This is a genomic window from Xanthomonas prunicola, assembly GCF_025266575.1.
Lineage (GTDB): Bacteria > Pseudomonadota > Gammaproteobacteria > Xanthomonadales > Xanthomonadaceae > Xanthomonas > Xanthomonas prunicola.
The window spans coordinates 4,767,249-4,793,296 of the sequence record NZ_CP096142.1; the positions used below are offsets into that span (position 1 = coordinate 4,767,249).

General features: G+C 64.3%; 22 protein-coding genes. 11 read left to right on the plus strand and 11 right to left on the minus strand.

What is annotated here, in order from left to right:
- Nucleotides 1-164 precede the first annotated feature (164 nt).
- The 3 genes from M0D43_RS20275 to M0D43_RS20285 all read right to left on the minus strand — a co-directional run bounded on the left by M0D43_RS20275 (nucleotide 165) and on the right by M0D43_RS20285 (nucleotide 4,243).
- Nucleotides 165-1,463: a diguanylate cyclase gene (locus M0D43_RS20275; RefSeq protein ID WP_260807549.1), complete on the minus strand. Its 1,299-nt coding sequence runs from the start codon at nucleotides 1,461-1,463 to the stop codon at nucleotides 165-167.
- 84 nt (nucleotides 1,464-1,547) lie between these two features.
- A complete protein-coding gene (locus tag M0D43_RS20280; protein WP_260807550.1) occupies nucleotides 1,548-2,867 on the minus strand; it encodes an NAD(P)/FAD-dependent oxidoreductase in 1,320 nt (439 codons plus the stop codon).
- A complete protein-coding gene (locus tag M0D43_RS20285) occupies nucleotides 2,864-4,243 on the minus strand; it encodes a glutamine synthetase family protein (protein ID WP_260807551.1) in 1,380 nt (459 codons plus the stop codon). Before M0D43_RS20285 ends, M0D43_RS20280 begins: the two co-directional genes overlap by 4 nt.
- Nucleotides 4,244-4,386: 143 nt before the next feature.
- On the opposite strand from M0D43_RS20285, the gene M0D43_RS20290 reads away from it, so the two are divergent.
- The 10 genes from M0D43_RS20290 (at nucleotide 4,387) to M0D43_RS20335 (ending at nucleotide 17,039) form a co-directional block, all read left to right on the plus strand.
- A complete protein-coding gene (locus tag M0D43_RS20290) occupies nucleotides 4,387-5,142 on the plus strand; it encodes a gamma-glutamyl-gamma-aminobutyrate hydrolase family protein (protein ID WP_252162777.1) in 756 nt (251 codons plus the stop codon).
- Between the two features lie 6 nt (nucleotides 5,143-5,148).
- A complete protein-coding gene (locus tag M0D43_RS20295; RefSeq protein ID WP_252162778.1) occupies nucleotides 5,149-6,534 on the plus strand; it encodes a glutamine synthetase family protein in 1,386 nt (461 codons plus the stop codon).
- 214 nt (nucleotides 6,535-6,748) lie between these two features.
- A complete protein-coding gene (locus tag M0D43_RS20300; protein WP_260807552.1) occupies nucleotides 6,749-8,116 on the plus strand; it encodes an aspartate aminotransferase family protein in 1,368 nt (455 codons plus the stop codon).
- A 220-nt stretch (nucleotides 8,117-8,336) separates the two neighbouring features.
- Nucleotides 8,337-9,452: a polyamine ABC transporter substrate-binding protein gene (locus M0D43_RS20305; RefSeq protein ID WP_252162780.1), complete on the plus strand. Its 1,116-nt coding sequence runs from the start codon at nucleotides 8,337-8,339 to the stop codon at nucleotides 9,450-9,452.
- Nucleotides 9,453-9,720: 268 nt separating this feature from the next.
- Nucleotides 9,721-10,923 carry an HlyD family secretion protein gene (locus tag M0D43_RS20310; RefSeq protein WP_260807553.1) on the plus strand — a complete coding sequence of 401 codons (1,203 nt, stop codon included), beginning with the start codon at nucleotides 9,721-9,723 and terminating at the stop codon, nucleotides 10,921-10,923.
- A complete protein-coding gene (locus tag M0D43_RS20315; protein WP_252162781.1) occupies nucleotides 10,920-12,506 on the plus strand; it encodes an MDR family MFS transporter in 1,587 nt (528 codons plus the stop codon). The genes M0D43_RS20310 and M0D43_RS20315 overlap by 4 nt, the downstream gene beginning before the upstream one ends.
- A gap of 4 nt (nucleotides 12,507-12,510) precedes the next feature.
- On the plus strand, nucleotides 12,511-14,004 hold the full coding sequence (locus M0D43_RS20320; RefSeq protein WP_252162782.1) for an efflux transporter outer membrane subunit: 1,494 nt from the start codon (nucleotides 12,511-12,513) through the stop codon (nucleotides 14,002-14,004).
- 145 nt (nucleotides 14,005-14,149) lie between these two features.
- Nucleotides 14,150-15,283 carry an ABC transporter ATP-binding protein gene (locus M0D43_RS20325; RefSeq protein WP_252162783.1) on the plus strand — a complete coding sequence of 378 codons (1,134 nt, stop codon included), beginning with the start codon at nucleotides 14,150-14,152 and terminating at the stop codon, nucleotides 15,281-15,283.
- The gene (locus tag M0D43_RS20330) at nucleotides 15,283-16,194 is read left to right on the plus strand and encodes an ABC transporter permease subunit (RefSeq protein ID WP_252165138.1); all 912 of its coding nucleotides are present in this window, start codon (nucleotides 15,283-15,285) and stop codon (nucleotides 16,192-16,194) included. The genes M0D43_RS20325 and M0D43_RS20330 overlap by 1 nt, the downstream gene beginning before the upstream one ends.
- The gene (locus tag M0D43_RS20335; protein WP_252162784.1) at nucleotides 16,191-17,039 is read left to right on the plus strand and encodes an ABC transporter permease subunit; all 849 of its coding nucleotides are present in this window, start codon (nucleotides 16,191-16,193) and stop codon (nucleotides 17,037-17,039) included. Before M0D43_RS20330 ends, M0D43_RS20335 begins: the two co-directional genes overlap by 4 nt.
- 154 nt (nucleotides 17,040-17,193) lie before the next feature.
- On the opposite strand, the gene M0D43_RS20340 is transcribed toward M0D43_RS20335, so the two are convergent.
- Entirely contained in the window at nucleotides 17,194-17,613 is a 420-nt protein-coding gene (locus tag M0D43_RS20340) for a hypothetical protein (protein ID WP_252162785.1), read from the minus strand.
- A 253-nt stretch (nucleotides 17,614-17,866) separates the two neighbouring features.
- Between M0D43_RS20340 and M0D43_RS20345 the strand changes: the two genes are divergently transcribed.
- A complete protein-coding gene (locus tag M0D43_RS20345) occupies nucleotides 17,867-19,231 on the plus strand; it encodes an NAD-dependent succinate-semialdehyde dehydrogenase (protein WP_260807554.1) in 1,365 nt (454 codons plus the stop codon).
- Between the two features lie 523 nt (nucleotides 19,232-19,754).
- Here the strand turns inward: M0D43_RS20345 and M0D43_RS20350 are convergent.
- The 7 genes from M0D43_RS20350 to M0D43_RS20380 form a co-directional block, all read right to left on the minus strand.
- Nucleotides 19,755-20,756 carry a magnesium and cobalt transport protein CorA gene (locus tag M0D43_RS20350; RefSeq protein ID WP_101363818.1) on the minus strand — a complete coding sequence of 334 codons (1,002 nt, stop codon included), beginning with the start codon at nucleotides 20,754-20,756 and terminating at the stop codon, nucleotides 19,755-19,757.
- A 15-nt stretch (nucleotides 20,757-20,771) separates the two neighbouring features.
- Nucleotides 20,772-22,025, minus strand: a complete 1,254-nt coding sequence (locus tag M0D43_RS20355; protein WP_425510683.1) for a lipoprotein N-acyltransferase Lnb domain-containing protein — start codon at nucleotides 22,023-22,025, stop codon at nucleotides 20,772-20,774.
- A 14-nt stretch (nucleotides 22,026-22,039) separates the two neighbouring features.
- The gene (locus tag M0D43_RS20360) at nucleotides 22,040-22,918 is read right to left on the minus strand and encodes a CorC family transporter (protein WP_003488337.1); all 879 of its coding nucleotides are present in this window, start codon (nucleotides 22,916-22,918) and stop codon (nucleotides 22,040-22,042) included.
- 95 nt (nucleotides 22,919-23,013) lie between these two features.
- Nucleotides 23,014-23,532, minus strand: coding sequence for a hypothetical protein (locus M0D43_RS20365; protein ID WP_252162789.1), 519 nt, complete (start codon nucleotides 23,530-23,532; stop codon nucleotides 23,014-23,016).
- The gene (gene ybeY, locus M0D43_RS20370; RefSeq protein ID WP_252162790.1) at nucleotides 23,532-24,017 is read right to left on the minus strand and encodes an rRNA maturation RNase YbeY; all 486 of its coding nucleotides are present in this window, start codon (nucleotides 24,015-24,017) and stop codon (nucleotides 23,532-23,534) included. The genes M0D43_RS20365 and ybeY overlap by 1 nt, the downstream gene beginning before the upstream one ends.
- A gap of 94 nt (nucleotides 24,018-24,111) precedes the next feature.
- Nucleotides 24,112-24,648: a hypothetical protein gene (locus M0D43_RS20375; protein ID WP_252162791.1), complete on the minus strand. Its 537-nt coding sequence runs from the start codon at nucleotides 24,646-24,648 to the stop codon at nucleotides 24,112-24,114.
- Nucleotides 24,649-24,665: 17 nt separating this feature from the next.
- Nucleotides 24,666-25,652 (minus strand): PhoH family protein, encoded by a 987-nt coding sequence (locus tag M0D43_RS20380; protein ID WP_260807556.1) that lies wholly within the window; start codon nucleotides 25,650-25,652, stop codon nucleotides 24,666-24,668.
- Between the last annotated feature and the right edge of the window lie 396 nt (nucleotides 25,653-26,048).

The following is a 26,048-nucleotide window of genomic DNA, read 5'->3' on the forward strand; positions in this document are numbered from 1 at the left end:
TCTGAGATCGTCCTGCCCAACCGGCAGTGCCATCGGAACAGCTTGCCCAATGCGACGGGCACACTGTGAACCGCACGTGTCGCCAGTGCGTCGATCTGCGTCAAGGCGTGTGGTGAAGCGCTTCGTCTGCAACGGTCTGCTTTGGCCGGCAGATGACGCAAGGATCAGCTTGCCAGACGCACTTGATTACGGCCGCCGGCCTTGGCCAGATACAGGTGCTTGTCTGCTTCGTTCAACAGGTGATGCAACGACTGGTCGCTTTCGCTGGCGATGCACACGCCAATGCTGACCGTCATGCTCAGCGTTTCCTCGCCCACGCGCACGCGCAGCGCGCTGATGCGTTCACGCAGCGTCTCGAAATAGCTGGTGGCGTTGGCCGCATCCAGGCCGGGCACCAGTAAGCAGAATTCTTCGCCGCCGAAGCGCGCCACCAGATCCTGCGGCCGTGCATGCCCGGAGACCGAGGCGGCCACCGCACGCAGCGCCTGGTCGCCAGCTTCGTGCCCCCAGGTGTCGTTGATGTGCTTGAAGTGGTCGATATCCACCATTGCCGCGGTCACCGTCTGGTCCTGCGACAACAGTGTCGGAATGACGCGCTGGCTTTGTTCCAGGAAGTAACGCCGGTTGGGCAAGCCGGTGAGGAAGTCGCGGGTTGCCAGATCCTGCAGCGTGCCGATCAGTTCCAGCTGGTCCACGTTCTGCGAAACGCGGCAGAAGAATTCTTCGCGCGAAAACGGCTTGCGCAGGAAATCGTTGGCGCCGTTCTTCAAAAAGCGCGGAATCAGCGACGAATCGCTGTTACCGGAAATACCAATCACCGCCACCTTGTCGCGCGAGCGGATCGCACGCAGCCGGCGGGTGAATTCGACGCCATCCATCCCAGGCATTTCCTGGTCGACGATGGTCAGACGAATGCCGGGGTCGCGTTCGATCGCTTCCAACCCCGCAGCGCCGTCGGCCGCCAGCACCACGCGGTAGCCGTACATCGACAGCAGCGCGCCGGCATAGGTACGTGCTGACAGCGAGTCGTCCACCACCAAGGCGGCGATTCGGCGATTGCGCTCCAGGCGCTGCACCAGCCAGGCCAGGTATTCGATGCTGCCCGGTGCGTTTTTCAGCACGTAATCGATGATCTGTTGCTGCAGCACGCGCTGGCGCAGATCTTCGTCGTACACGCCGCTGACCACCACGGTGGGCAGTTTGCGCGAGAGAAAGAATTCCACGACCTTGTCGCGGTCGCCGTCGACCAGTACCAGGCCGGTCAGAACCAGGAACCAGCCGTCCTCTTCATCGAGCACGCGCGCAGCTTCGGTCAGGGTCGAGACGACCGTGACCGGCAGTTCCACGCGTTGCTCGATGGCTTCGCGCAGCATGCTGGTGAACGTGCGCGAGTTCTCCACCAACAGCACACGCTGCGGCAGGACTGCGCTTTCACTGTTGCGATGTAGGGTACCTGGGGACATCGGCTGGCCGTGTGGATCAAACCGTCAGATCAGCTAACGGCTCTGCTCGTCAAAACTTGAGCACCGCGTTCCAAAGCGCGCCGATCACCACAGCGCATCGCGCAGCCGATACCAGCTCATCGCGGCGACCAGCAGCGGGGTGCGCAGCCGCTGCCCGCCCGGAAACGGATGGTGCGGGATGCGTTCGAACACGTCCAGGCGCTGGCTCTGGCCGGCGATGGCCTCGGCGATGACATGGCCGGCCAGGCCGGTGGCAGCCACGCCATGCCCGGAGAACCCCTGCGCGAAGTACAGGTTGGGCGCCAGCCGGCCCCAATGCGGTGCACGGTTGCGCGAGATGTCCACGTAGCCGCCCCACAGCGTTTCCAGCGGTACATCGTGCAGCTGCGGAAATATCGTGTGCATGCGCTGGGTCATCAGGCGCTGCAGGCCCGCGGGCGGGCGCGAGGAGTAGCTGGCACGCCCGCCGAACAGCAAGCGGTGGTCGGCACTGAGCCGGTAGTAATCCAGTGCCCAGTTGGTATCGGCCACCGCCATGTCGTTGGCGATCAGTGCGCGTGCGCGCGCTTGGCCCAGCGGCGGTGTCGCACCGACATAGGTACCGACCGGCATGATGCGGTGCTCCAGCGTCGGGGCGATGCCGTGCAGCAGGGCATTGCCGGCGATCACCCCGAAGCCGGCGGTGACGCTGCCGTGGGCGGTGTGCATGACCACGCGTGTGCCTGGCTGCTGCCTGGTTACCGCAGAGTCTTCATAGATGCGCACGCCGGCGGCCAGCGCGGCTCGTGCCAGGCCCAGCGCATAGGCCAGCGGATGCAGATGGCCGCTGGCAGGGTCGAACATCGCGCCCAGATACAGCGGGCTATCCAGCACCCGGCGGGTACGGGCGCGGTCCCACCATTCCAGCGGGTAGGCGTAGCGTTCGGCCATGCGCACGATGCCGTGCTGCAGCGCCCGCGCCTGACGTGGTTTCAGCGGAACATGTGCATGGCCGTCGCGCCAGTCGCAGGCGATGGCATGGCGGGCGATGCGCGCACGCAGCAGGCGCATGCCGTCCCGGGAGAAATCGAACAGCAGGCGTGCATCGTCGTTGCCGACCAGCGCTTCCAGCGTCTCCTGCTCGCAACCGTAGCCAACGATGGCCTGGCCGCCATTGCGTCCGGACGCACCCCAGCCCACGCGTCGGGCTTCCAGCACGATGACGGTGTAACCGGCCTCGGCCAGCGCCAGCGCGGCGGTCAGACCGGTATAGCCGCCGCCGAGGATGCAGACATCGGCGTGCTCGGCGCCTTGCAGGCGTGGCTGCGGGGGCAGGGCCGGCGTGCTGCGCGCGTACCAGCTGTCCGGATAGCCGGTGCCCGGTGGCTCACTGTGCGGCAGGGGCGCGTGCGGGCGAGCCATCACACGGTGCGCAGGTACCGCGCATAATCCAGGTCGGGCACCTGCACCTGGTAGTCGAGCAACTCGCGTTGTTTTTGCTGGCCGAACACATGCTGGAACTGCGTGCCGAACTGCTCACCGATGAAGGCGCTGCCAAGAAACGCATCCACCGCGCCTTGCCAGCTGCGCGGGGTGAACACCGACTGCGCGTACGCATTGCCACTGATGGGCGCAGTGGGTTCGGCTGGCTTGCGCAGGCCGTCCAGCATCGCGGCAAGCACGGCTGCAGCCGCCAGATACGGATTGGCATCGGCGCCGGCAATGCGGTGCTCGATACGGGTGTTGTGTGCATCGCTATGCGGGATGCGCAGTGCCACTGTGCGGTTGTTGAAACCCCAGCTTGCATCCAACGGCACGAAGGCATTGCTGACGAAGCGCCGATAGCTGTTGGCATGCGGGGCAAACATCAAGAGCGAGGCATCCGCATGCCGCTGCAGCCCGGCGATGGCGTGGCGCAGCGGGTCGGCAGGTGCGTCGGCTGCGCTTGCGAGCACGTTGTGTCCGGCGCCATCGAGCAGGCTCACATGCAGATGCAGCCCGCTGCCGGCCTGGCCGGGGAACGGCTTGGCCATGAAGCTGGCAAGCTTGCCCTGCTGCTGCGCAATCGCCTTGATGGTGCGCTTGAGCAGGATCGCCTCATCGCAGGCGGCGACCGCGTCGGCGCGATGTTGCAGATTGATTTCGAACTGGCCGGGCGCGTACTCGGCGACGGCGGTGTCGGCCGGAATGCCTTGCTGCCTGCAGGCCGCGGTGACTGCGTCGGTGAAGCCGCGCTGGTCGTCCAGATCCTGTAGCGAATACACCTGGGTACTGTCGTTGCGTTCGCCGGTGAGCGGGTCGCGCGGGGTTTGCGGCCGCCCCTGCGCATCGGCCACCGCATCGAACAGATAGAACTCCAGCTCCACTGCGATCACCGGGGTCAGGCCGAGCGCGTCAAATCCCTGCAACACGCGCTGCAACACCGCACGCGGGGCAACCTCGAACAGCCCGCCTTCGGGGGTATGCATCGCCAGCAGCAGTTGCGCCATCGGCCGTGGCGCCCACGGCACCGGGCGCAGCGAACCTTCGATCGGCCGGCAGATGCGGTCGGCATCGCCAATGGCATAGCCAAGCCCGGTTTCTTCCACGGTGTTGCCGGTGATGTCGGTGGCAATCAGCGACATCGGCAGGCACACGCCATCGCGATAGACCTTGCTCAGTGCATCGGCGGTCACGCGCTTGCCGCGCAGCACGCCGTTAGTGTCGGGCAATAACAGATCGACTGCTTCGCAACCGGCGATGCGTACCAAGGTGCCGGCATCGGCAGCGGGCAGGGACGCGATGGAGTTCTCGGAAGCCATGGGCAACACCTGCGAAGTCGCCGCGCAGAGTAGCAAAGCGCACGTGAGCAATCGCAAGCGCAGCGGCGCGCTTGGCAATGCCGGCGATGGCGCGGTAAGTTCGACCGTGTCGAGGTTCCACCCAACGCATTGGATTTTCGCGCATGGCTGTCGTTCCGCTGGTCGGCCTGCCGACCGATCGCATCCTGCAAGGGGCGCACCCGTTCCTGGCCGCCGGCGAGAAGTACATCCGCGCGGTGGCCGAGGCCGCCGGTGCGATGCCGGTGCTGTTGCCCAGCCTGCAGCCGGCATTGGAGGCAAGCACGTGGCTGGAGCGCTTGGACGGGCTGCTGCTGACCGGTGCTGTCAGCAATGTGGAGCCGCATCACTACTGCGATGCGCCCAGTTGGGAAGGCAACCCGCACGATCCGGCGCGCGATGCCACCACCCTTGGGCTGATCCCGCAGGCGCTGGCACGCGGACTGCCGGTGCTGGCGATCTGCCGCGGCTTGCAAGAGGTTAACGTGGCGCTGGGCGGGCGACTGCATCAGCGCGTGCATGACGTCCCCGGGCTGGCCGACCACCGCGAGGACCGCAGGGCACCGTTGGACACGCAATACGGCCCGGCGCACGCGGTTCACCTGCATGCCGGTGGCTGGTTGGCCGGCATGAACGACAGCGCAGAGGTGTGGGTGAATTCGCTGCATGGGCAAGGCATTGCCCTGCTGGCCGAGGGGCTGTTGATCGAAGCCACCGCGCCGGATGGTTTGATCGAAGCCTTCCGTGGACCTGGCCCTGGCTTTCTGCTGGCGGTGCAGTGGCATCCGGAATGGCGCGTCACACAGCATCCGTTCTACCTTGCCATCTTTCAGGCCTTCGGCGAGGCCTGTCGCCAATACGCCGCGCAACGCGGCAAGTGAGGTTGCATGTCCATCCGTACACGTTCGCGCAAAACGACGCCCAAGCAGCCGGAGAGTGCGCTGCGCCGCTGGCTCAAGGAGCGCAGCATTACCGAGGTGGAATGCCTGGTGCCGGATATCACCGGCAACGCACGCGGCAAGATCATTCCTGCCGACAAGTTCTCGCATGATTACGGTACGCGCCTGCCCGAAGGCATCTTCGCCACCACCGTTACCGGCGATTTTCCGGATGACTATTACGAACTGACCTCGCCTTCGGATTCGGACATGCATCTGCGTCCGGATGCCAGCACCGTGCGCATGGTGCCGTGGGCGGCAGACCCCACGGCGCAGGTCATCCACGACTGCTATACCAAGGATGGTCAGCCGCACGAACTCGCCCCGCGCAATGTGCTGCGCCGCGTGCTGGATGCCTACGCACAGGTCAGGTTGCAACCGGTGGTGGCGCCGGAACTGGAATTCTTTCTGGTGCAGAAGAACACCGACCCCGACTTTCCGTTATTGCCGCCGGCAGGACGCTCGGGTCGCCCGGAAACGGCGCGGCAGTCGTATTCGATCGACGCCGTCAACGAGTTCGACCCGATCCTGGACCTGATGTACGACTACTGCGATGCGATGGAACTGGACGTTGATACCTTGATCCACGAATCCGGTGCCGCGCAGCTGGAAGTCAACTTCACCCATGCCGATCCGCTGTCGCGTGCGGACCAGGTCTTCCTGTTCAAACGCACCATGCGCGAGGCTGCGCTGCGACATGGCGTGTACGCCACATTCCTGGCCAAGCCGATGGAAACCGAGCCCGGCAGTGCGATGCATATTCACCAGAGCCTGCTGCATGCCGGCACCGGCAAGAACGTGTTCAGCGGCAAACGCGAGGGCGGCTTCAGCGATACCTTTGCGCATTATCTGGGCGGGTTGCAGAAATACATTCCGATGGCGATGGGGCTGCTGGCCCCGAACGTCAACTCATATCGTCGACTGATGTTCGGTGAGGTGTCGCCGAGCAATGTGCTGTGGGGTTTCGACAACCGCACGTGCGGGCTGCGGGTGCCGATCGATGCGCCGCAGAACATGCGGGTGGAAAGTCGCTTCGCCGGCTCCGATGCCAACCCGTATCTGGCGATGGCGGCAACGCTGGCTTGTGGATTGTTGGGAATTCGCGAAAAGCTCGAACCGACCGCGCCGATCAGCAGCAATGGCAAGGAGCAAGGCTACGATTTGCCGCGCTCGCTGGGCGAAGCGTTGGATGAGCTGGAAGGCTGCGAGGCCTTGCAGGAGATGTTGGGGCAGCGCTTTGTGCGGGCCTATATCTCGGTGAAGCGGAAGGAGTACGAGACCTTCTTTCGGGTGATCAGTTCGTGGGAGCGGGAGTTCTTGTTGTTGAATGTGTGAGGCGTTCTTGCGCCGCGCCGTGAGCGGAGTTGCCTTCTCCCGCAGGGAGAAGGTGCCCGACGGGCGGATGAGGGTACGGCGTTGGCAAGGCTGGCTTCCCCACCAAGCCCACGTGTCGTGCACGCAGCAGATCGCAACTGTCATGCGTCATGCCGTCCACGAGGCAGCAACACGGCCCGGGTATGCTTGTGATTCCTCACGCGCGGAGTAGGTCGTGGATCCATCTGTGCTCAGCGCGTTGCAGCAGCTCGACGCCGCCCATCACCTGCATCCGTTCAACGACAACGCGGCATTGGCGCAGAAGGGCACACGCATTTTGACCCGTGGTGATGGTGTGTACGTGTGGGATGCCGATGGCAACCAGTTGCTCGATGCGTTCGGCGGCTTGTGGTGCGTCAATGTGGGCTACGGGCGCAAGGAACTGGCGCAGGCCGCGGCGCGGCAGATGGAGCAGCTGGCCTACTACAACAGCTTCTTTCAATGCACCACCGAACCCACCATACAGTTGGCCGCCAAGCTGGCGGAGTTGGCCCCCGGCGATCTGAATCACGCGTTCTTCGCCAATTCCGGGTCGGAGGCCAACGACACCATCGTGCGCTTGGTGCGGCATTTCTGGGCGGTGCAGGGGCGGCCGCAAAAACGCATCTTCATTGGCCGCCATGATGGCTATCACGGCACCACCATGGCCGGGGCCAGCCTGGGTGGCATGAAGGGGATGCATCAGCAGGGCGGGTTGCCGATTGCCGATATCCACCACATCGCACCACCGTATCACTTCGGCGATGGCGGCGAGATGGATCCGGAGCGTTACGGGCTGCTTGCGGCGCGTCGTCTGGAAGACAAGATTCTCGAACTCGGGCCGGGAAATGTGGCCGCGTTTATCGGTGAGCCGATCATGGGCGCGATCGGCGTGTATCTCCCGCCGCGCAGTTACTGGCCGGAAATCGAGCGGATCTGCCGGCACTACGACGTGCTGCTGGTCGCCGATGAAGTGATCTGCGGGTTCGGGCGCACCGGGGAGTGGTTCGGTGCGGACTATTTCGGCTTCCAGCCCGACGTGATGACGCTGGCCAAAGGCATCACCTCCGGCTACATCCCGCTGGCGGCAGCGATGTTCAATGACCGCGTAGCCGGTGTGCTCAAGACCCAAGGTGGCGAACTGGCGCACGGTGGCACGTACGCCGGGCATCCAGTGTGCGCAGCGGTGGCGTTGGAGAACCTGCGCCTGCTGCAGGACGAAGGCATTGTCGAGACCGCGCGCACGCAGGTTGCGCCGTACCTGGCGCAGCGCTGGGCTGCGCTGGGCGAGCACCGGCTGGTCGGCGAGGCGCGCATTGCCGGGCTGGTCGGCGCACTGGAACTGGTGCCGGACAAGCAGCGTCGCGGGGTGTATTTCCCGGGGCGCGGGCGGATCGGGGCGATGTGCCGCGATTTCGCACTGCGGCGCGGGCTGATCCTGCGCGCGACCTACGATGCCATGCTGCTGTCGCCGCCGTTGATCATCACCCGCACGCAGGTCGATGAGCTCTTCGAGAAGGCCTGGTCTGCGCTGGATGACACGGCGCAGGCGCTGGGCAGATAGTGCGACGTGCACGCACCACCAGCACTGCTGGGGAATGGAAGAGAGCGGTGACGCTCATGCGCGAGCATCGGCGCCGCTCAGCACCTGCCGCGCTCGCCAAGCGGCGATGTCCTGCTGTGCCAGCCCCGGCTGCGCTGGGCAAACCAGGCCGCGGTGCGTAGGCTGGGGCAAGGCCGGCTTCGCCACCGGCCGCCCACATCGCGCTGCCCCGGAGACCCACATGACGCTGCGACTGCTCGCCCTGACGCTGTCCATCACCCTGTTGTCCGGCTGTGACGGCAGTGGTGCGCCCGGCAAGGCCGATGCGCAGGCCAAGGTGCTCAACGTTTACAACTACTCCGATTACATCGCCGAAGACACCATTCCCACGTTCGAAAAGAGCACCGGCATCAAGGTGACCTATGACGTGTTTGACAGCGACGAGATGGTGGAAACCAAGTTGCTGGCCGGCGGCAGCGATTACGACGTGGTGGTGCCCACGCTGAACTTCTTCGGCCGGCAGATTCAGGCCGGTGTGTTCCTGCCATTGGACAAGAGCAAGATCCCGAATCTGGCCAATCTGGACCCGGATGTCATGCGCCGCATCGCCGCGCAGGATCCCAACAATGCGTATGGGGTGCCGTACATGATCGGTACCACCGGCATCGGCTACAACGTCGACAAGCTCAAGGCGATCTTCGGCAGCACCGATGTCGCCAACAGCTGGGATCTGGTGTTCAAGCCGGAGAATCTGTCCAAGCTCAAGGATTGCGGCGTGACCATTCTGGACACGCCTTCGGACATGATTCCGATCGCGTTGAATTATCTCGGGCTGGATCCGCACAGCACCGTGCCGGCCGAGATCGAAAAGGCTGCCGCGCTGATCAAGACCATTCGCCCGTATGTGCAGAACTTCCACTCCAGTCAGTACGTGACCTCGCTCGCCAACGGCAATACCTGCCTGGCGGTGGGCTGGTCAGGCGACATCATCCAGGCGCGCGACCGCGCAGTGGAAGCCGGCAACAACATCAAGGTGGCGTATGCCATTCCGAAGGAGGGTGCGCCGCAGTGGTTCGACATGCTGGCCATTCCCAAGGACGCCAAGCATCCGGACAACGCTTACGCCTTCATCAATTATCTGTTGAAGCCGGACGTGGCGGCGGCCAATACCAACTTCATCCACTACGCCAACCCCGTGCGCACTGCCACGCCGCTGGTGGATGCGGCAATCCGCAACGACCCCACCATCTATCCACCGCCGGACGTGACCGCCAAAATGTTCACCTACGCCATCAATCCGCCTGAGGTGGACCGGCTGTATACGCGGCTGTGGACCGAGATCAAGACCGGTCGTTGAGTTGCCGTGTGCGGAAGTGCGAGATAGAGCGCTGCGTGGCGAGGCGCTGGTCTGGCATTCCCCTCTAACAGAGCGGGCATACGGCGCCGTGGGGTTCATCCCTGCGGCCGCTTTCTTCAGATGACCATCAGCCCAGGCGCCACCTGACCGGCTCATCACGTAATCTGTACTGGGCGGTACAAATAATTGTATGGTTGCGCCGCCGTTGCTGAAGCCGCCGATGCGGCCGCTGCATGGCGTGTCTCGCCCATCACACAGGACGCATCCTTTGAGCAATCACGACCATCAGTCCAATGACGGCCAGTCTTCGGCCACGGATGCGCAGGGCGCAGGCGCGCGCGAGGAACAGGAGTCGCCCAAGCCCTCGCCGTTGAAGAACCCCAAGGTGAAGTGGACGCTGATTCTGGTCGGGCTGCTGGTGCTGATCTTGCTGGTGGTGTGGCTGGCCTATTACCTGATCAAGGGCCGCTACATGCAGGACACCAATAACGCCTATCTGCAGGCCGATTCGGTCGCCGTGGCGCCGCGTGTCAACGGTTACGTGACCAAGGTGCTGGTGCGCGACAACCAGATCGTGGAGGCCGGCCAGCCGTTGCTGCAGATCGACGACCGTACCTATCAGGCCACCCTGCAGCAGGCCGAAGCCGCCATTGCTGCACGCCAGGCCGATATCGTCGCTGCCACCGCCAATGTCTCCGCGCAGGAATCGGCGCTGTTGCAGGCGCGTACCCAGGTCACCGCAGCTGCTGCCAGCCTCAGGTTCGCCCAGGCGGAAGTGAAGCGCTTTGCGCCATTGGCCGCCTCCGGCGCCGACACCCATGAACATCAGGAAAGCCTGCAGCACGATCTGGCCCGCGCACGCGCCCAGTACGACGCCGCGCAGGCGCAGGCCAAGGCTGGCGAAAGCCAGATTCAGGCCAGCCGCGCGCAGCTGGAACAAGCGCAGGCCGGCGTGAAGCAGGCCACCGCCGATGCCGACCAGGCGCGTGTGGCCGTGGAAGACACCCGGTTGACCAGTCGCATCCACGGCCGGGTCGGCGACAAGACTGTGCAGGTGGGCCAGTTCCTTGGCGCTGGCACCCGCACCATGACCATCGTGCCGCAGCAATCGCTGTATCTGGTCGCCAATTTCAAGGAAACCCAGGTTGGACTGATGCGTCCCGGCCAGCCGGCCGAGATCGAGGTCGATGCGTTGTCCGGGGTGAAGCTGCACGGCAAGGTGGAAAGCCTGTCGCCGGGTACCGGCTCGCAGTTCGCCTTGCTGCCACCGGAAAACGCCACCGGCAACTTCACCAAGGTGGTGCAGCGCGTGCCGGTGCGCATCCGCGTGCTGGCCGGTGACGAGGCGCGCAAGGTGCTGGTGCCTGGCATGTCGGTGGAAGTCACCGTCGACACGCGCTCGGCCAAGGACGCCAAGCAGCGTGCCGAAGCAGAATCCGATCGCGTGCAGGAGCAGGAGCGCGCGCAGTGAGTGCAGCGGCAGCCACCGGCCAGAGCGCCGGCGGCAAGGCTGCCAGCGAGAAGGCCGAGCCGGGCGCCTGGCTGGCCGTGCTGGCCGGCACCATCGGCTCGTTCATGGCGACGCTGGATATCTCCATCGTCAACGCCGCGCTGCCCACCATCCAGGGCGAAGTCGGCGCCAGCGGCACCGAAGGCACCTGGATTTCCACCGCCTACCTGGTGGCCGAGATCATCATGATCCCGCTGACCGGCTGGTTCGTGCGCACGCTGGGCCTGCGCAACTTCCTGCTGATCTGCGCGGTGATGTTCACCGCGTTTTCGGTGGTGTGCGGGCTGTCGACCTCGTTGAGCATGATGATCATCGGCCGGGTCGGGCAGGGCCTGGCCGGTGGTGCGCTGATCCCCACCGCGCTGACCATCGTTGCGACCCGGCTGCCGCCGAGTCAGCAAACCATGGGCACCGCCCTGTTCGGCATGACCGTGATCATGGGCCCGGTGATCGGCCCGTTGCTCGGTGGCTGGCTCACCGAAAACGTCAGCTGGCACTACGCGTTCTTCATCAACGTGCCGATCTGTGTCGGCCTGGTGGCGCTGCTGCTGCTCGGCCTCAAGCATGAGAAAGGCGATTGGGCAGGCCTGCTCAATGCCGATTGGCTGGGAATTTACGGGCTGACCGCTGGTTTGGGCGGGCTGACCGTGGTGCTGGAAGAAGGCCAGCGCGAGCGTTGGTTCGAGTCCAGCGAGATCAATACACTGAGCCTGATTGCGTTGAGCGGATTCATCGCCTTGGTCATCAGCCAGTTCCGGCGCCGGCCTCCGGTGATCCGCCTGTCGCTGCTGGTGCATCGCAGCTTCGGTGCGGTCTTCATCATGGTGATGGCGGTGGGCATGATCCTGTTCGGCGTCATGTACATGATTCCGCAGTTCCTGGCGGTGATCTCGGGCTACAACACCGAGCAGGCCGGATATGTGCTGCTGTTGTCCGGGCTGCCGACCGTGCTGCTGATGCCGATGATGCCCAAGCTGTTGGAAACGGTGGACGTGCGCATCCTGGTGATTGCCGGGCTGATCTGTTTTGCCGCTGCCTGCTTCGTCAATCTGACCCTGACCGCCGACACCGTGGGCACGCATTTTGTCGCCGGGCAGCTGCTGCAGGGCTGTGGCCTGGCGCTGGCGATGATGTCGCTCAATCAGGCGGCGATTTCGTCGGTGCCGCCGGAACTGGCGGGCGATGCCTCGGGCCTGTTCAACGCCGGCCGCAACCTGGGCGGCTCGGTCGGTCTGGCGCTGATCTCCACCTTTCAGGAGCGCCGCATGACGTTCCATACCGAAACCATCGGCAGCGCCGTCACTGCCAATTCGTCGCGTGCGCAGGATTTTCTGGCGGGGATCACTGCACAGATGCAGGCCAGCGCTGGCGGCGAGGCGGCTATTCGCTCGGTCGCGCAGCTGGCCCGGCTGGTGCAACAGCAGGCCTTGGTGATGACCTATAGCGATCTGTTCTGGATCTTCGGCGTGATCGTGGTCTGTACGATTCCGCTGGCTTTTTTGCTCAAGCCGTTACCCAAGGGGGCGCACCTTGCAATGCACTGAGTCCATGCGCCTGATCCGCATGCCATTGGCTGTGGCGTTGAGCACGCTGATGCTCGGCGGCTGCATGCTCGGCCCCAACTACACCAAGCCGCCGGCCGTGGCCGATGCGGCGATACAGGCGCCGGCCCTTCTGCGTGCCAGTGGTGCGGACGTTGTGGCAGCTGCACCGTTGAACCACTGGTGGGAGGAGCTGCACGACCCGACCCTCACCCAGTTGGTTACCCAGGCATTGGCCGATAGCCCCAACCTGCGCGCCGCGCAGGCGCGGTTGCGCGCCAACCGCGCGCTGGCACAGCAACGCCGCGCGGAGCGCCTGCCCAAGCTCAACGCCAGCGCGCTGTATGCCTACGCCGAGCCCCCGCAGGCCATTGTCGATACGCTGGGTGGGCTGCAGCAGCAAGGCCAGGCCGGTCAGCCGCCGGCTAACGGCAACCAAGCGCTGGATCTGGACAAGGCCCAGATCTACAGCGCCGGTTTCGATGCGAGTTGGGAGCTGGATTTCTTCGGCCGCCGCCGCCGCGCCGCCGAAGGTGCGCTCGCACAGGCGCAGGCCTCCGAAGCCGAGCTGGCCGATGCGCAAGTGCAGCTGGCTGCCGAAGTAGGGCAGGTCTACCTCAACTACCGCGGTTTGCAGGCGCGCCTGGCGATTGCCGATGCCAACCTGGGCAAGATTCGCCAGACGTTGCAGTTGGTGCAGCAACGGCGTGGACAGGGCGCCGCGTCGGACCTGCAGGTCGAGCAGATCGCCACCCAGGTGCAGCAGCAGCAGGCGCAACGTCTTCCGCTGGAAATGCAATCGCAGGAAGCGCTGGACCAGCTGGCGCTGATGGTCGGGCGCGAGCCCGGCGCACTGGATGCGCAGCTGGCCACGCCGCAGCCGCTGCCGATGTTGCCCAGCGAGGTGCGCGTGGACGATGCCGGCGCGTTGATCCGGCGACGCCCGGACGTGCGCAAGGCCGAGCGCGAGCTGGCCGCGTCCAGTGCGCAGATCGGCGAGGCCTTGAACGGCTATTTCCCGCAGGTGAGTCTGCTGGGCGGGCTGAGTTGGGTCGCCGGTTCGCCGAGCGATTTCAATTCCGATGCGCTGACGACATTGGCTGTGCCGATGCTGCGCTGGTCGATCTTCGATTTCGGCAAGACCCGCGCGCAGGTGGAACAGGCACGCGCCGGCAATGCCGGTCGGGAAGCGGCGTATGAAGGTACGGTCTTGGCTGCGCTGCAGGATGCCAATTCGGCGTTGGCGCGCTTCGGTTCGGCACGCAAGCAACTGGTGGTCGCGCGCCAGGCCGAAGCCTCGGCGAGACGGTCGGCCGGGTTGATGCAGCAACGTCGCGATGCCGGCGCTACCTCATCCATCGATCTGCTGGATGTACAGCGCCAGCAGTTGTCGGCGCAGGACGCCGCCGCGCAGGCGCAGGTGCAATTGCTGGTGAGCTACGTCGCCCTGCAGAAGAGTCTGGGTCTGGGTTGGAGTGAACAGGCGCAGCAGGCGCGCTGAGTGCCGCTGGCAAAGCGCCTGCGCAGCTGCCAGGCGCGCGTGGCAGCTGCGCGGCGGGTTCAAGCGCGCCGCTGCGGTCGAGCTTTGCCATGATGGTGGTCGGTCGCCGTAGTGGCGGCCCGCATTGGGAAGAGTGAGAGGTTCGATGGTATCCCCCGAGACCACGCCACAGCCGCAGGTTGCCCCTGATGACAGCGGCTATCTGAGCATCCATGAGGTCCGCAAGGAGTTCGACGGATTCGTTGCGGTCGACGATGTCAGCCTGCAGATCCGCAAGGGTGAAATTTTCGCGCTGCTGGGCGGCTCGGGCAGTGGCAAATCCACACTGCTGCGCTGCCTTGCGGGGTTCGAGCGCCCGACTAAAGGGCGCATCGTCTTGGATGGTCAGCCCATCGAGGCGCTGCCGCCGTACGAACGCCCGATCAACATGATGTTCCAGTCGTATGCGCTGTTTCCGCATATGAGCGTGGAGCAGAACATCGCCTTCGGGTTGAAGCAGGAAGCCTTGCCCAAGGCTGCGATCGCCACCCGTGTCGGCGAGATGCTCGAGTTGGTGCAGCTTGGCGCGCTGGCCAAGCGCAAGCCGCATCAGCTCTCCGGCGGGCAGCAGCAACGCGTGGCCCTGGCGCGCTCGCTGGCCAAGCGCCCCAAGCTGTTGTTGCTGGACGAACCGATGGGCGCGCTGGATAAAAAACTGCGCTCGCAGATGCAGCTGGAGCTGGTCAACATCATCGAAACCTCGGGCGTCACCTGCGTCATGGTCACCCACGATCAGGAAGAGGCGATGACGATGGCCACCCGCATCGCGCTGATGGACCAGGGCTGGATTCAGCAGGTCGGCACGCCCGACGAAATCTACGAGCAACCGGCCAATCGCTTCGCGGCCGAGTTTATCGGTTCGGTCAATCTGATCGAGGCGGTCATCGCCGACGACGCGCCCGATTACGTCACCTTGAAGACGTCTGCATTCCACGCGTGCATCCGCATCGGTCACGGCATCACCGGCTTCGAAGGGCAGGCGGTGGCGTTCGCGCTGCGCCCGGAAAAGCTCGCCATCGGCAAGGACGAGCCAACGCAGGCATGCAACAAGGCGCAGGGCGTGATCGAAGACATCGCCTATTTCGGCAGCCATTCGGTGTATCACCTGCGCTTGCCGAGTGGGGTCAAGCTGATGGCCAACTTCGCCAATCGCCAACGCTGGGCCAGCGAGGCGCTGACCTGGGGCGACACCGTGTGGGTGGGCTGGGGCGAAGACGACGGCGTGGTGCTCACCGCATGATGCGGCGCCTGCTCCGCGCGGCAATGCCGGGTGCGCGCTGGGGCGTCATTGCCGCACCGTATCTGTGGCTGCTGGTGTTCTTTGCGATTCCGTTTTTGATCGTGCTGAAAATTTCTTTCGCCGAGCGCGCCACCGCCATGCCGCCGTATACGCCGCTGTTCGCGTATGCGGCCGATGGCGCAGTCAGCGTCAAGCTGCATCTGGGCAATTACCTGGCACTGCTGCGTGACAGCCAGTACGTGGCCGCTTACCTGAGTTCGATCAAGATCGCGGCTATTTCTACCGCGATTGCGCTGTTGATCGGCTACCCAATGGCTTACGTGATCGCGCGGCTGTCATTGGCAACCCGCAACGTGGCAATGATGCTGGTGGTGCTGCCATCGTGGACCTCGTTCCTGATCCGCGTGTACGCGTGGATCGGCATACTCGATGGCAATGGCGTGTTCAATCAGGCACTGCTGGCGCTGGGTGTGATCAAGCAGCCGTTGCAGTTGCTGTACACGCCAATCGCCGCCTACATCGGCATCGTTTACTGCTATCTGCCGTTCATGGTATTGCCGCTGTACGCCAATCTGGTCAAGCACGACAACCGCCTGCTCGAAGCGGCCTACGACCTGGGCGCGCGGCCGTGGCACGCGTTTGTGCGTATCACCTTACCGCTGTCGCGCAACGGCATCGTGGCCGGCTGCATGCTGGTGATGATCCCGGCGGTGGGCGAGTTCGTCATTCCGGAAATGCTGGGCGGGCCGAACACCTTGATGATCGGGCGCGTGCTGTGGGGCGAGTTCTTCAACAACCGCGACTGGCCGGTGGCAGCGGCCGTGGCGACGGTGATGTTGCTGCTGCTGTTGCTGCCGATCCTGATCTTCCACCGCTACCAGCAGCGTGAGCTGGAAGGGCGGCTGACATGATGCGCGCCTCCCTCAGTGGGCGCCTGCTCGGCGGCAGCGTACTCGCGCTGGGCTTCGGGTTCCTGTACCTGCCGATCCTGTTGCTGATGGTGTATTCGTTCAACGCCTCACGTCTGGCAACGGTGTGGGGCGGATTTTCGACCAGGTGGTACGGCGAATTGCTGCGCGACCGGCAATTGCTCGACGCAGCCTGGGTCAGCCTGGAAGTGGCGTTCTGGACGGCCTGCGCAGCGACAGTGCTGGGCATGATGGCCGCCATGGCGATGGTGCGCATGCGGCGTTTCCCCGGCAAAACCCTGTTCGGCGCACTGATTACCGCGCCATTGGTCATGCCCGAAGTCATCATCGGTTTGTCGATCCTGCTGTTGCTGGTGTCGATGGGCGGCGTGCTCGGCATCGCGCCGCGCGGCGCCGTGGCGATCTGGGTGGCGCATGTCACCTTCACCGTATCGTTTGTGACCGTGGTGATCTCGTCGCGGCTGCAGGAGCTGGACCGCTCGCTGGAAGAAGCCGCGATGGATCTCGGTGCCACACCGGTGAAGGTATTTTTCCTGATCACCTTGCCGATCATCGCGCCGGCCTTGGCATCGGGCTGGCTGCTGGCATTTACGTTGTCGCTGGACGATGTCGTGATCGCCAGTTTCCTGGCCGGGCCCAGTTCCACCACCTTGCCGATCAAGGTGTTTTCCTCGTTGCGCCTGGGCATCAGCCCGAAGATCAACGCCCTCGCCACGGTGATGGTGCTGGCGGTGTCGATGGCCGCGGCGATCGGCTGGTGGTTGCTGGCGCGCAGCGAAAAACGCCGCTTGCGCGATGCGCAACTGGCGCAACAAGCCATGGCGTGAGCGCGCGCCAACGTTGACGTCGCCAAAGCACCACAGCAATCGGCCGCCAGAAAGACGCAGTGCCTAAGCGCCGACGTGCGAGAAAGCGGCAGGTCGATTCCGAACGCGTCCTGCACCTGCCGGCCGATGCGCGCAATAGTTCAATCGGCGGCGCTTACCTGGGTTGTGGCGTGTAACCGCTGTTCCAGGGCTGCGGCTTGGTCAGGTAGCACTGATATTCGGCGCTGATGTTGTAGCCATGCTGCTCGACTCTGGGGTGTTCGTCGGCGCGGTTCCTGCCGCTGTCCTTGCCGTCGTCCCTGGACTTGCGCTTCTCTGGAAAGATCGTGACCGTGTTCGGCGACGAACGCGCGGTGATGAGTTGGCGGATCGCGGTGTCTGCGCAGGCGCGCAATGCCTCTTCATCGCAGGGTTGCGCGGGATCGGGCATCAGGCTGGTGCAGGTCACGGTGACAGACCCGGCCGGACCGGGCCGCGGCCCACGCAAGAACTCCTGAAAGGAGGTACATCCAGTAAGGCATGCGCTGATGCCAAGTACAACCAGAACAATGAGATTCCGGCGCATCGTGGTCATCTTCCATGAATGCATTTCCAATCACGCGATGCCAGGGCACTTTGCGCGGTTGAAACATGGGGCAGGGCAGTCCTCGTTCCGTTTACGTTGCGCTGGAGCGGCATTCAGATGGTATGAAATTCGCGTTGTGCGATGAAGGTGCGGCATTGCGTCACGGTGCCGGCAAACACAGCGTTGCAGCGATTTCAGGCGGTTGTGACGCGGCTACAACTTTCCGGCGACTAGCATGGCGGCCTTGCTACTGGAGAACCTCATGGCCTACGACACTGTCAACCCCGCCACCGGCCAGGTCGAGCACACCCAGCAGACCCTGGACGCCGCTGCCATCGAAGCGCGTCTGGCTGCATCCGCCAAGGCATTTCCGGCCTGGGCCGCGTTGCCGCTGGGCGAGCGTGGCGCGTTGCTGCGCCGGGTCGGCGAAGAGCTGACCAAGCGAGGTGAGGACCTGCAACGCATCATGACGGCCGAAATGGGCAAGCTGCGCCGCGAGGCGCTGGCCGAGGTCGACAAGTGTGCGCAGGCCTGCGCGTATTACGCCGACCATGCCGCCGAGTACCTGGCGCCGCGCGATATTCCCACCGAAGCGCAATCCAGCTATGTGCGTTATGAGCCGCTGGGCTGCGTCTTCGCGGTGATGCCGTGGAATTTTCCGTTGTGGCAGGCCTTCCGGTTTCTGGCGCCAAGCCTGATGGCCGGCAACGTGTCGCTGCTCAAGCACGCCAGCAATGTGCCGCGCTGCGCCGATGCCATGAAGGAGGTGCTGGACGCCGCCGGGATTCCACCGGGCGTGTTCGATGTGCTGCATATCGATAACGACCAAGCCGCCGACGTGCTGCGCGACGACCGCATCGCCGCGGTGACGCTGACCGGCAGCGAACGTGCCGGCCGCTCGCTGGCCGCAAATGCGGGCGACCAGCTGAAGAAGTGCGTGATGGAACTGGGCGGCAGCGATGCCTTCGTGGTGCTGGAAGACGCCGATCTGGACCACACCGTGCAATCGGCCGTGCAGTCGCGCTTCGACAATAGCGGGCAGACCTGCATCGCCGCCAAGCGTTTCATTGTGGTGGACGCGATTGCCGACCGGTTCATTGAGCGCTTCGTCGCCGCGGCAGCCAAGCGTGTCCTCGGTGACCCGCAGCAAGAGAACGCCACGCTGGCGCCGATGGCACGTGCCGACCTGCGCGACGAACTGCACAAGCAGGTGCAGGCCAGCGTGGAAAAGGGTGCCAAGGTCTTGCTGGGCGGCAAGCCCGTCGCCGGCTCGCATGCCGGTTATCCGGCAACGATTCTCGACAATGTCGCCCCTGGCATGCCGGCATACGACGAAGAATTCTTCGGCCCGGTCGCCTCGATTATTCGGGTTGCCGATGAAGTAGAAGCGGTGCGTGTGGCCAACGACACCACCTTCGGCCTGGGCGGCAGCGTGTGGACCGCCGACGCCAAGCGCGGCGAACGCGTCGCCCAGCAATTGCAGTGCGGCGCGGCGTTCGTCAATTCTGTGGTCAAGAGCGATGTGCGGCTGCCGTTTGGCGGCATCAAACGCTCAGGCTTTGGCCGCGAACTCGCCGATCACGGCATCCACGAGTTCATGAATATCAAGACGATCTATGTGACTTGAGGCCGGGGCTTGGTGATTCGGGATTCGCAAAACCGGGATTCGCAACGGCCAGCGCGGTTCCTTCTCCCAGCGGGAGAACGTGCCCGAAGGGCGGCTGAGGGTATGGATTACACGCGCGAGTTGGTGGGTGCTGAAACGAACGCCTGCGAGCGCAGCGTCTTGAACGGGAGCTACAAAGCAAGCGCAAGAGCTTGTGCGCTTTTCGGCGCCAGTCACGTTTGTTTTGGCAAAAGTAACCGAAACGATATCGCCCGACACGATCCGGTGCGATAACGCCGCACCGGTCCCCTGCGCTCCTCGCCACACGCGGCACGGCGTCCAGACTCTCTACGCTCAGACAGGGCGCTTCTCCGGCCACGTGCGGCGCCGGTGCTCGGCTCGCTTCAGGGCGAGAGGAAGCCAACAGCCAACCGCTAGAAGCCAACCGCTGAAAGCGGCAAAGCAATACTTAGACGCTAGACGCTAGACGCGATGGCGCAAGGCATGAAACACAAGCTACAAACCAGCGGTCAACGATGCGGCTCTAAAGCCACCGTGCACGCTTGAACAGGCGATACAGCACCACGCACGAGCCGACCACGCCGGCCACGAGTAGCGGATACGCATAGCGCTCGTCGAGCTCGGGCATGTGGGTGAAATTCATCCCGTACCAGCTGGTGATGAGCGTGGGTGCGGCGAGCAGGGCGGCCCAGGCGCCGAGGCGTTTGACCGTTTCGCCCTGGGCCAGCGTCACCATCGACAGGTTCACGCTCAGTGCGGTGCCCAGCATCTCGCGCAAGGTGTCGATGGCGTCGTTGGTGCGCACGGCGTGATCGAGCACGTCGCGTAGATAGATGCCGACCTCGTCGTGGATCAGCGAGCCGGGATTGCGCTTGAGGTGCGACAGCACGTCCTGCAGGGGCGCCACCACCAGCCGCATCTTGTTGAGTTCGCGCTTGAGCTCATACAGGCGTACCACCGTCTCGCGCTTGTAGTTGTCGGCGAAGATGTCCTTTTCCAGGCCTTCCAGCGTGTCGCGGAATTCGTCCATGATCGGCAGGTAGTTGTCGACCACGAAATCGAGCACGCCGTACAGGCAGAACGAGGCGCCCATGCGCAGCATCGCAGGCTCGCGTTCGACCCGATGCCGCACGGGCGCATACGACAGCGACGCGCCGTGGCGCACGGTCAGCAGGAAGCGTGCACCCAAAAATGCATGCGTCTCGCCATAGCGGATACGCTCGTTGACCAGCTGCGCCGTGTTGACCACCACGAACAGCGAATTACCGTAGCTCTCGGCCTTGGGGCGCTGGTGCGCCTTGAGCGCATCCTCGATCGCCAGGTCATGCAGGCCGAACTCGTCCTGCAGTTTGTGCAGCACCGATTCCTGCGGTTCGTAAAGGCCGACCCAGACAAAACCATCCGGGCGCTGCAGCACATCGCTGATCTGCTCCAGGCTGATGTCGTGGCGCTTGCCGTCGCCGTCGTAGTAGGCGCAGGTGATGACGCAGGACGGATTATCGGGGTGATGGCCGTGGCTGTTCATAGGCGCATCCTCAGGTCAGTACGTGCGGACGGGCAAGTCACGCGGCCGCAGGGCAATGGCGAGCGCGGTGTGGATCGGCAACAGCAGCATTACCCATTGCATGTTGTCCTGCGCTTGGAACGACAGCCAGTGAATCAATAGCGCCACCAGCGCACATGCCGCAACCACCCAGGACAGCACATTGAACCAGCGGCCCGGCCGATGGCCCAACTGCAGCCGGATGCCGCCGAACCAGAGCAGGACACATAGTGGGTTGACCAGCAACAGATTGCGGTTGGCCCATGCCGATTGATGCGCAGTGAATCCCCACAGATACACCAGCAGACCACCGCCGATGGCACAAAATAGCCAGAACGGCAGCGCCAGTCCGGCCAGCAGACGCTGCCTGCGGCCCAAGGCCAGCGCGCCGCCTGCCACGATGAGCCCGGTCAACAGCCACGGCCACCAGTGGCGCTGTTGGTCGGCCGGTTCCGGCGCAATGCGATGCGGCAGCAATACCTGCGTGGATTGCACCAACGGGCGACCGGCGCTGTTGTGCACCTGGGTCAGGCTGTCAGCCAGCCGCATTGGTACGAAGGCTTCTTCCCAGCGCGACAACGGGCGGTCTGCGTACGGCCCCAGGCCCAGGTCGAAGCCCAGCCACATCCATGGGGCGGGGGAGGCCAGGCGAATCGCTTCGCTGCGGAAGGTGTTGCCACGCGAACGTCCGGACAGTTGCGATTTGAGCGCGCCGCCCATCGCACGGTCCAGCGTGTCGCGGACCATGGTGGCGCAGTTGGCCATGAAGTAATCGTAGTGGTAACGCGCGTTTTCCGGTTGGCTACGCACTGCCAGACCGTCGGCCAGCGCACGCGCCTGGTCTGGCGGCAGATCCAGCCACTGAATGCTGACACCTCGGCCAGCATCGCGATATTGCGACAGGTCTTCTTCCAGCGGCAGCGCGACCAAGTAGTACATCATGTCGCCGCGCGCAAACCGCGGGACGAAATCGGCCTCGCTCGGGTCGAAGAAGCCGAAGTTGTACGAGGTGGCCTGTTGCGTGCGCGGGTCGACCACCACGATGGCATCGTGGCCGAAGCGTTCGAAAAACGCCTCGCCCGGCTGCATGGTCAACACGCCGATCCGTGGCGCCGGCGTGGACGCAGTGGCGGCTTCCGGGGCGGACGCTTGCGCGAAGGCGGCCGGCGTCACCAACAGTGCCAGCAACGCGAGCAGCCAACCTGCAGCCCAACGCCGGGCGCTGCAGCGAACGTGCGCTGCAGCGGTCATGCCATGCGACAGGTTCAAGCGTCGTCCTGGGGGTCGGGCGGCAGAATGGTGACGTGGAAGGCGTGCACGCGCCGCGCGTCGGCCTTGGCCACGCGGAACGCAAACCGCCCCAGCGTCAGCTCTTCGCCGGTTTCGGGCAGGTGCCCGATCGCATCGGTGACCAGCCCGCCGACAGTGTCGTACTCGTCGTCGGGGAACTCGGCCCCGAAGCGTTCGTTGAAGTCTTCGATCGGCGTCAACGCATCGACCACATAGCGTCCATCGGCCTGGATCGCGATGAGCGAATTCTCTTCTTCTGCATCGTCGTGCTCGTCGTCGATCTCGCCGACGATCTGCTCCAGCACGTCCTCGATGGTGACCAGGCCGGCGACACCGCCGTACTCGTCCACCACGATCGCCATGTGGTTGCGCGAGAGGCGAAATTCCTTGAGCAGGACGTTGAGCTTCTTGGACTCAGGGATCAGCACCGCCGGGCGCAACAGCTCGCGCACATTGCCAGGGCCGTTGTCGGCGACCACGCCGCGCAGCAGGTCCTTGGCCAGCAGGATGCCGAGCACTTCGTCCTTGTTCTCGCCGTGCACCGGGAAGCGCGAATGGCCGGATTCGACCACCTGCTTCATCAGGTCGATGAAACGCGCTTCCACTGGCAGCGAGACCATCTGCGAGCGCGAGATCATCACGTCGCCCACGGTGAGCTCGGACACGGAAATCGCGCCTTCCATCATGCGCAAGGTGTCTGCGGCGATGAGACCATCCTGTTCGGCGGTCCGCAGCAAGGCGACGAGTTCGTCGCGGGTATGGGGTTCGCCAGAGAAGGCAGCGCTGAGGCGCTCGAGCCAGCTACGGCGTTTTTCCGGTGTTTCTAGGGATTGGCTACTGTCGTCTTCGGACATCGTGACGGGGAAGGGCACCCGGCAAACCAGGCGTTAGCCATCAGTCTAGCAGGAAGCCGGCAAGGCGCTGTGGATGCGCCGTTGCCTGGCCTGGCTCAGGGCAGATCCAGGCTGTAGCCGCAGCCGACCACGGTCTTGCCGGGGTGCGATTTGACGTTGGTCACGCTCAGCACGACCGATTCGATCATCGCCTCGCCAGTCTTGGGGTTGATGGTGTCCTCGCTGACCAGCTCGCGCCCGTACATCACCTTCTCGGCATTATCCACGCCCAGTTCCAGGTCCAGTTGCTTGGCCAGCGGGCGTGGGTCGGGCAGGTCCAGGATCGCCATGACGCTGGCACCGGAAAACGCGATGTGGTTGGTGCTGTGGCCGAACACGCTGATCGGCGTGTTGAGCGTGTACTCGGTCATGAACAGGTTGGACTGATCCAGCGGCGTCCAGCCCAGCGCGACTGCCTTGAGCGGGTCGGCCAGCACCGGTGCCAGCGCGCTGAAATCGCCGATGCGCCGGCGGCATTCGATCAACGCCGGCAGGTCAGGGCGCACTGGCGCGGTTTGTGCCCATGCGCCGGGCGCGCTCAGCAATAGCAGGGCACCGGCAATGCAGCGACGCATCAATGGCCTCCCGCGTACGGGTCGTCGATGCCGAGGTCGGCCAGGATCTCGCGTTCGAGTTGCTCCATCGCATCGGCCTCCTTGTCGTCTTCGTGATCCCAGCCGAGCAAGTGCAAGGTGCCATGCACGGTCAGGTGCGCGTAGTGCGCGGTCAGCGATTTGCCTTGCTCGGCCGCTTCGCGCGCCACCACCGGTGCGCAGATCACCAGATCGCCCAGCAGCGGCATCTTGATGCCCTTGGGCAGACCTTCCGGCAGCTCAGCGGGGAAGCTCAGCACGTTGGTGGCGTAATCCTTGCCGCGGTAATGATGATTGAGCGAACACCCTTCCTTCTCGTCGACCACGCGGATTGCCAGATCGGCCTCGCGGATGCGTCCCTTCAGCGCAGCGGCCACCCACTTGCGAAAACTCACAGCGGACGGCAGGCCGGCGCGCGGTAGCGCGTAACTGACGGCGACGTCGAGGCGAACGGGGCCTTTGGTCATGGGAACACGTCTGATGTGGGCAGCTGGAAGGAGTCGACAGTATCGCGCGTGTGACGCTTCGCCGCGACCTGTGGCAATGAGGCCGAGGTGGGAATCATCGGACACATTCGGTCAGCGTCAGCAGTAATGGTCCGCCATCGGCGATGCGATACACGATGCTACCGTGCGGACCATCCTGGCATTGTGGGTCGGTATGCTCGACCGTGATCGCAGGCGCGAAGCCGCTCGGCGCGCGCGTCAACACGGCGGCCTGCCCGCGTTCGAGCAGGGCCCCGACCAGGTACATGCCGTCGCCAGACGCCTGCGCAGCGTCCACTGCGGCGCAGCCGAATCGGTCGTGGGTGTCGCCGGCTGCCGCCAATAGCGCCTGCGCCCGGTCGCCTGCGATCCAGGCTAGCCGCTGTCGTTCATTGCCTACGGGAGCGCTGGCGAGGCTGCGCCGGAACGCAGCGGCCCGCTGCAGTTCTGATTCGGAGAGAACGATGGTGCCTTCATCGACGGAGATCGACACGCATGGCAGGGTGACGGTCTGACTGAGGGCGACGCGCTGCGGCGTGTTCGCCCTGTCCGCCGGTGGTTGGGCGAAACCGTCGGGGCTAAATGCAATGCCGAGCAAGGCGGCCAACGCCACACGGACTAGACGCCGGCTCATGCCGCCGGACCGGTCTCTTTGTCGATACCGTCACGCTTTTCGTAGGCATTGACGATACGCGCCACCAGCGGATGCCGTACCACGTCGCGTGCTTCGAAGAACGTGAAGCTGACCCCGTCGACCTCGTGCAGCACCTCGATCGCATCGCGCAGGCCGGACTTGACGTGCTTGGGCAGATCGATCTGGGTGAGGTCGCCCGTCACCACCGCGGTGGAGCCGAAGCCCAGGCGGGTCAGGAACATCTTCATCTGCTCGATGGTGGTGTTCTGCGCCTCATCCAGGATCACGTATGCATCGTTGAGCGTGCGGCCGCGCATATAGGCCAGCGGCGCGATCTCGATGACGTTGCGCTCCAATAGCTTGACCACTTTTTCCACGACCAGCATTTCATAGAGCGCGTCGTAGAGCGGGCGTAGGTACGGATCGACTTTCTGGCTGAGATCGCCCGGCAAAAAGCCCAGCTTCTCGCCGGCTTCCACTGCCGGGCGCACCAGGATCAAGCGCTGCACGCGCGATTCGTTGAGCGCTTCCACCGCGCACGCCACCGCCAGGAAGGTCTTGCCGGTACCGGCCGGACCGATGCCGAAATTGATGTCGTGCGTGGCGATCGCATGCAGGTATTTGGCCTGGTTGGCGCCACGGCCACGCACGGTGCCACGCTTGACCTTGATGGCGACATCCTGGGCCTGGTATGCACGCTCGGCGACATGCTCGAGGTTGGCATCGTTGAGCCGCAGATGGATCGCGTGGGAGTCGAAAGTGGTGGCAGCGGCCTCTTCGTACAACGCGGTCAACAGCGACTGCGTGGCGGTGATGGCGGGCTCCGGTCCGGTGACCCGGAAGATGTTGCCGCGGTTGGCGATCTCGACGCCAAGCTTGAGTTCGATCTGGCGCAGATGCGCATCGAACGGGCCGGCCAGATTGGCCAGACGTTCGGTGTCCTCGGGTTCCAGGGTGAAGTCGCGATGTGCTGTTGCGTTCATGATTGGATCGGACAGCGCACGCAGGTGCGCGTCGGTAGGGCGGGATCGAAAGGGTAGCGCGCGGCACGTGATCCCACCAACACACCAAACGGCGCGGCACCTCGGCAATGTGGCTGTTCGCAGGTGCGTGCAGGTTTTCCACAAGCGCTGTGGAGTCAGGCCTCACTAACTTGTGGATAAAAGTTGTCGCGCCTACTGGCGCAAGGCCCGCTAGGGTGGTGGTGAAAAAATCATCAGTGCCGACAGGGTTGTCCACACAGGATGTGGATCGAATTCGGCAAAGCCTGTGGGTAAGTGCGACGAGGCCTTGCACCGCAAGGCGCTACGGATGCGTGGTGAAATTTTGACCATTGCGTGCGACACGCTTCGGCGCGTCGTCGCGCTGCTTGAAGGTGC

Excerpts from the sequence above, each read along its gene's own strand:
- M0D43_RS20380 (WP_260807556.1), bottom strand. The coding sequence starts at position 25,652 with ATGAACGCAACAGCACATCGCGACTTCACCCTGGAACCCGAGGACACC.
- M0D43_RS20325 (WP_252162783.1), top strand. The coding sequence starts at position 14,150 with ATGGTATCCCCCGAGACCACGCCACAGCCGCAGGTTGCCCCTGATGAC.
- M0D43_RS20290 (WP_252162777.1), top strand. The coding sequence starts at position 4,387 with ATGGCTGTCGTTCCGCTGGTCGGCCTGCCGACCGATCGCATCCTGCAA.
- M0D43_RS20295 (WP_252162778.1), top strand. The coding sequence starts at position 5,149 with ATGTCCATCCGTACACGTTCGCGCAAAACGACGCCCAAGCAGCCGGAG.
- ybeY (WP_252162790.1), bottom strand. The coding sequence starts at position 24,017 with ATGACCAAAGGCCCCGTTCGCCTCGACGTCGCCGTCAGTTACGCGCTA.
- M0D43_RS20320 (WP_252162782.1), top strand. The coding sequence starts at position 12,511 with ATGCGCCTGATCCGCATGCCATTGGCTGTGGCGTTGAGCACGCTGATG.
- M0D43_RS20345 (WP_260807554.1), top strand. The coding sequence starts at position 17,867 with ATGGCCTACGACACTGTCAACCCCGCCACCGGCCAGGTCGAGCACACC.
- M0D43_RS20340 (WP_252162785.1), bottom strand. The coding sequence starts at position 17,613 with ATGACCACGATGCGCCGGAATCTCATTGTTCTGGTTGTACTTGGCATC.
- M0D43_RS20305 (WP_252162780.1), top strand. The coding sequence starts at position 8,337 with ATGACGCTGCGACTGCTCGCCCTGACGCTGTCCATCACCCTGTTGTCC.
- M0D43_RS20275 (WP_260807549.1), bottom strand. The coding sequence starts at position 1,463 with ATGTCCCCAGGTACCCTACATCGCAACAGTGAAAGCGCAGTCCTGCCG.
- M0D43_RS20355 (WP_425510683.1), bottom strand. The coding sequence starts at position 22,025 with ATGACCGCTGCAGCGCACGTTCGCTGCAGCGCCCGGCGTTGGGCTGCA.
- M0D43_RS20350 (WP_101363818.1), bottom strand. The coding sequence starts at position 20,756 with ATGAACAGCCACGGCCATCACCCCGATAATCCGTCCTGCGTCATCACC.
- M0D43_RS20365 (WP_252162789.1), bottom strand. The coding sequence starts at position 23,532 with ATGCGTCGCTGCATTGCCGGTGCCCTGCTATTGCTGAGCGCGCCCGGC.
- M0D43_RS20285 (WP_260807551.1), bottom strand. The coding sequence starts at position 4,243 with ATGGCTTCCGAGAACTCCATCGCGTCCCTGCCCGCTGCCGATGCCGGC.
- M0D43_RS20330 (WP_252165138.1), top strand. The coding sequence starts at position 15,283 with ATGCGGCGCCTGCTCCGCGCGGCAATGCCGGGTGCGCGCTGGGGCGTC.
- M0D43_RS20360 (WP_003488337.1), bottom strand. The coding sequence starts at position 22,918 with ATGTCCGAAGACGACAGTAGCCAATCCCTAGAAACACCGGAAAAACGC.
- M0D43_RS20335 (WP_252162784.1), top strand. The coding sequence starts at position 16,191 with ATGATGCGCGCCTCCCTCAGTGGGCGCCTGCTCGGCGGCAGCGTACTC.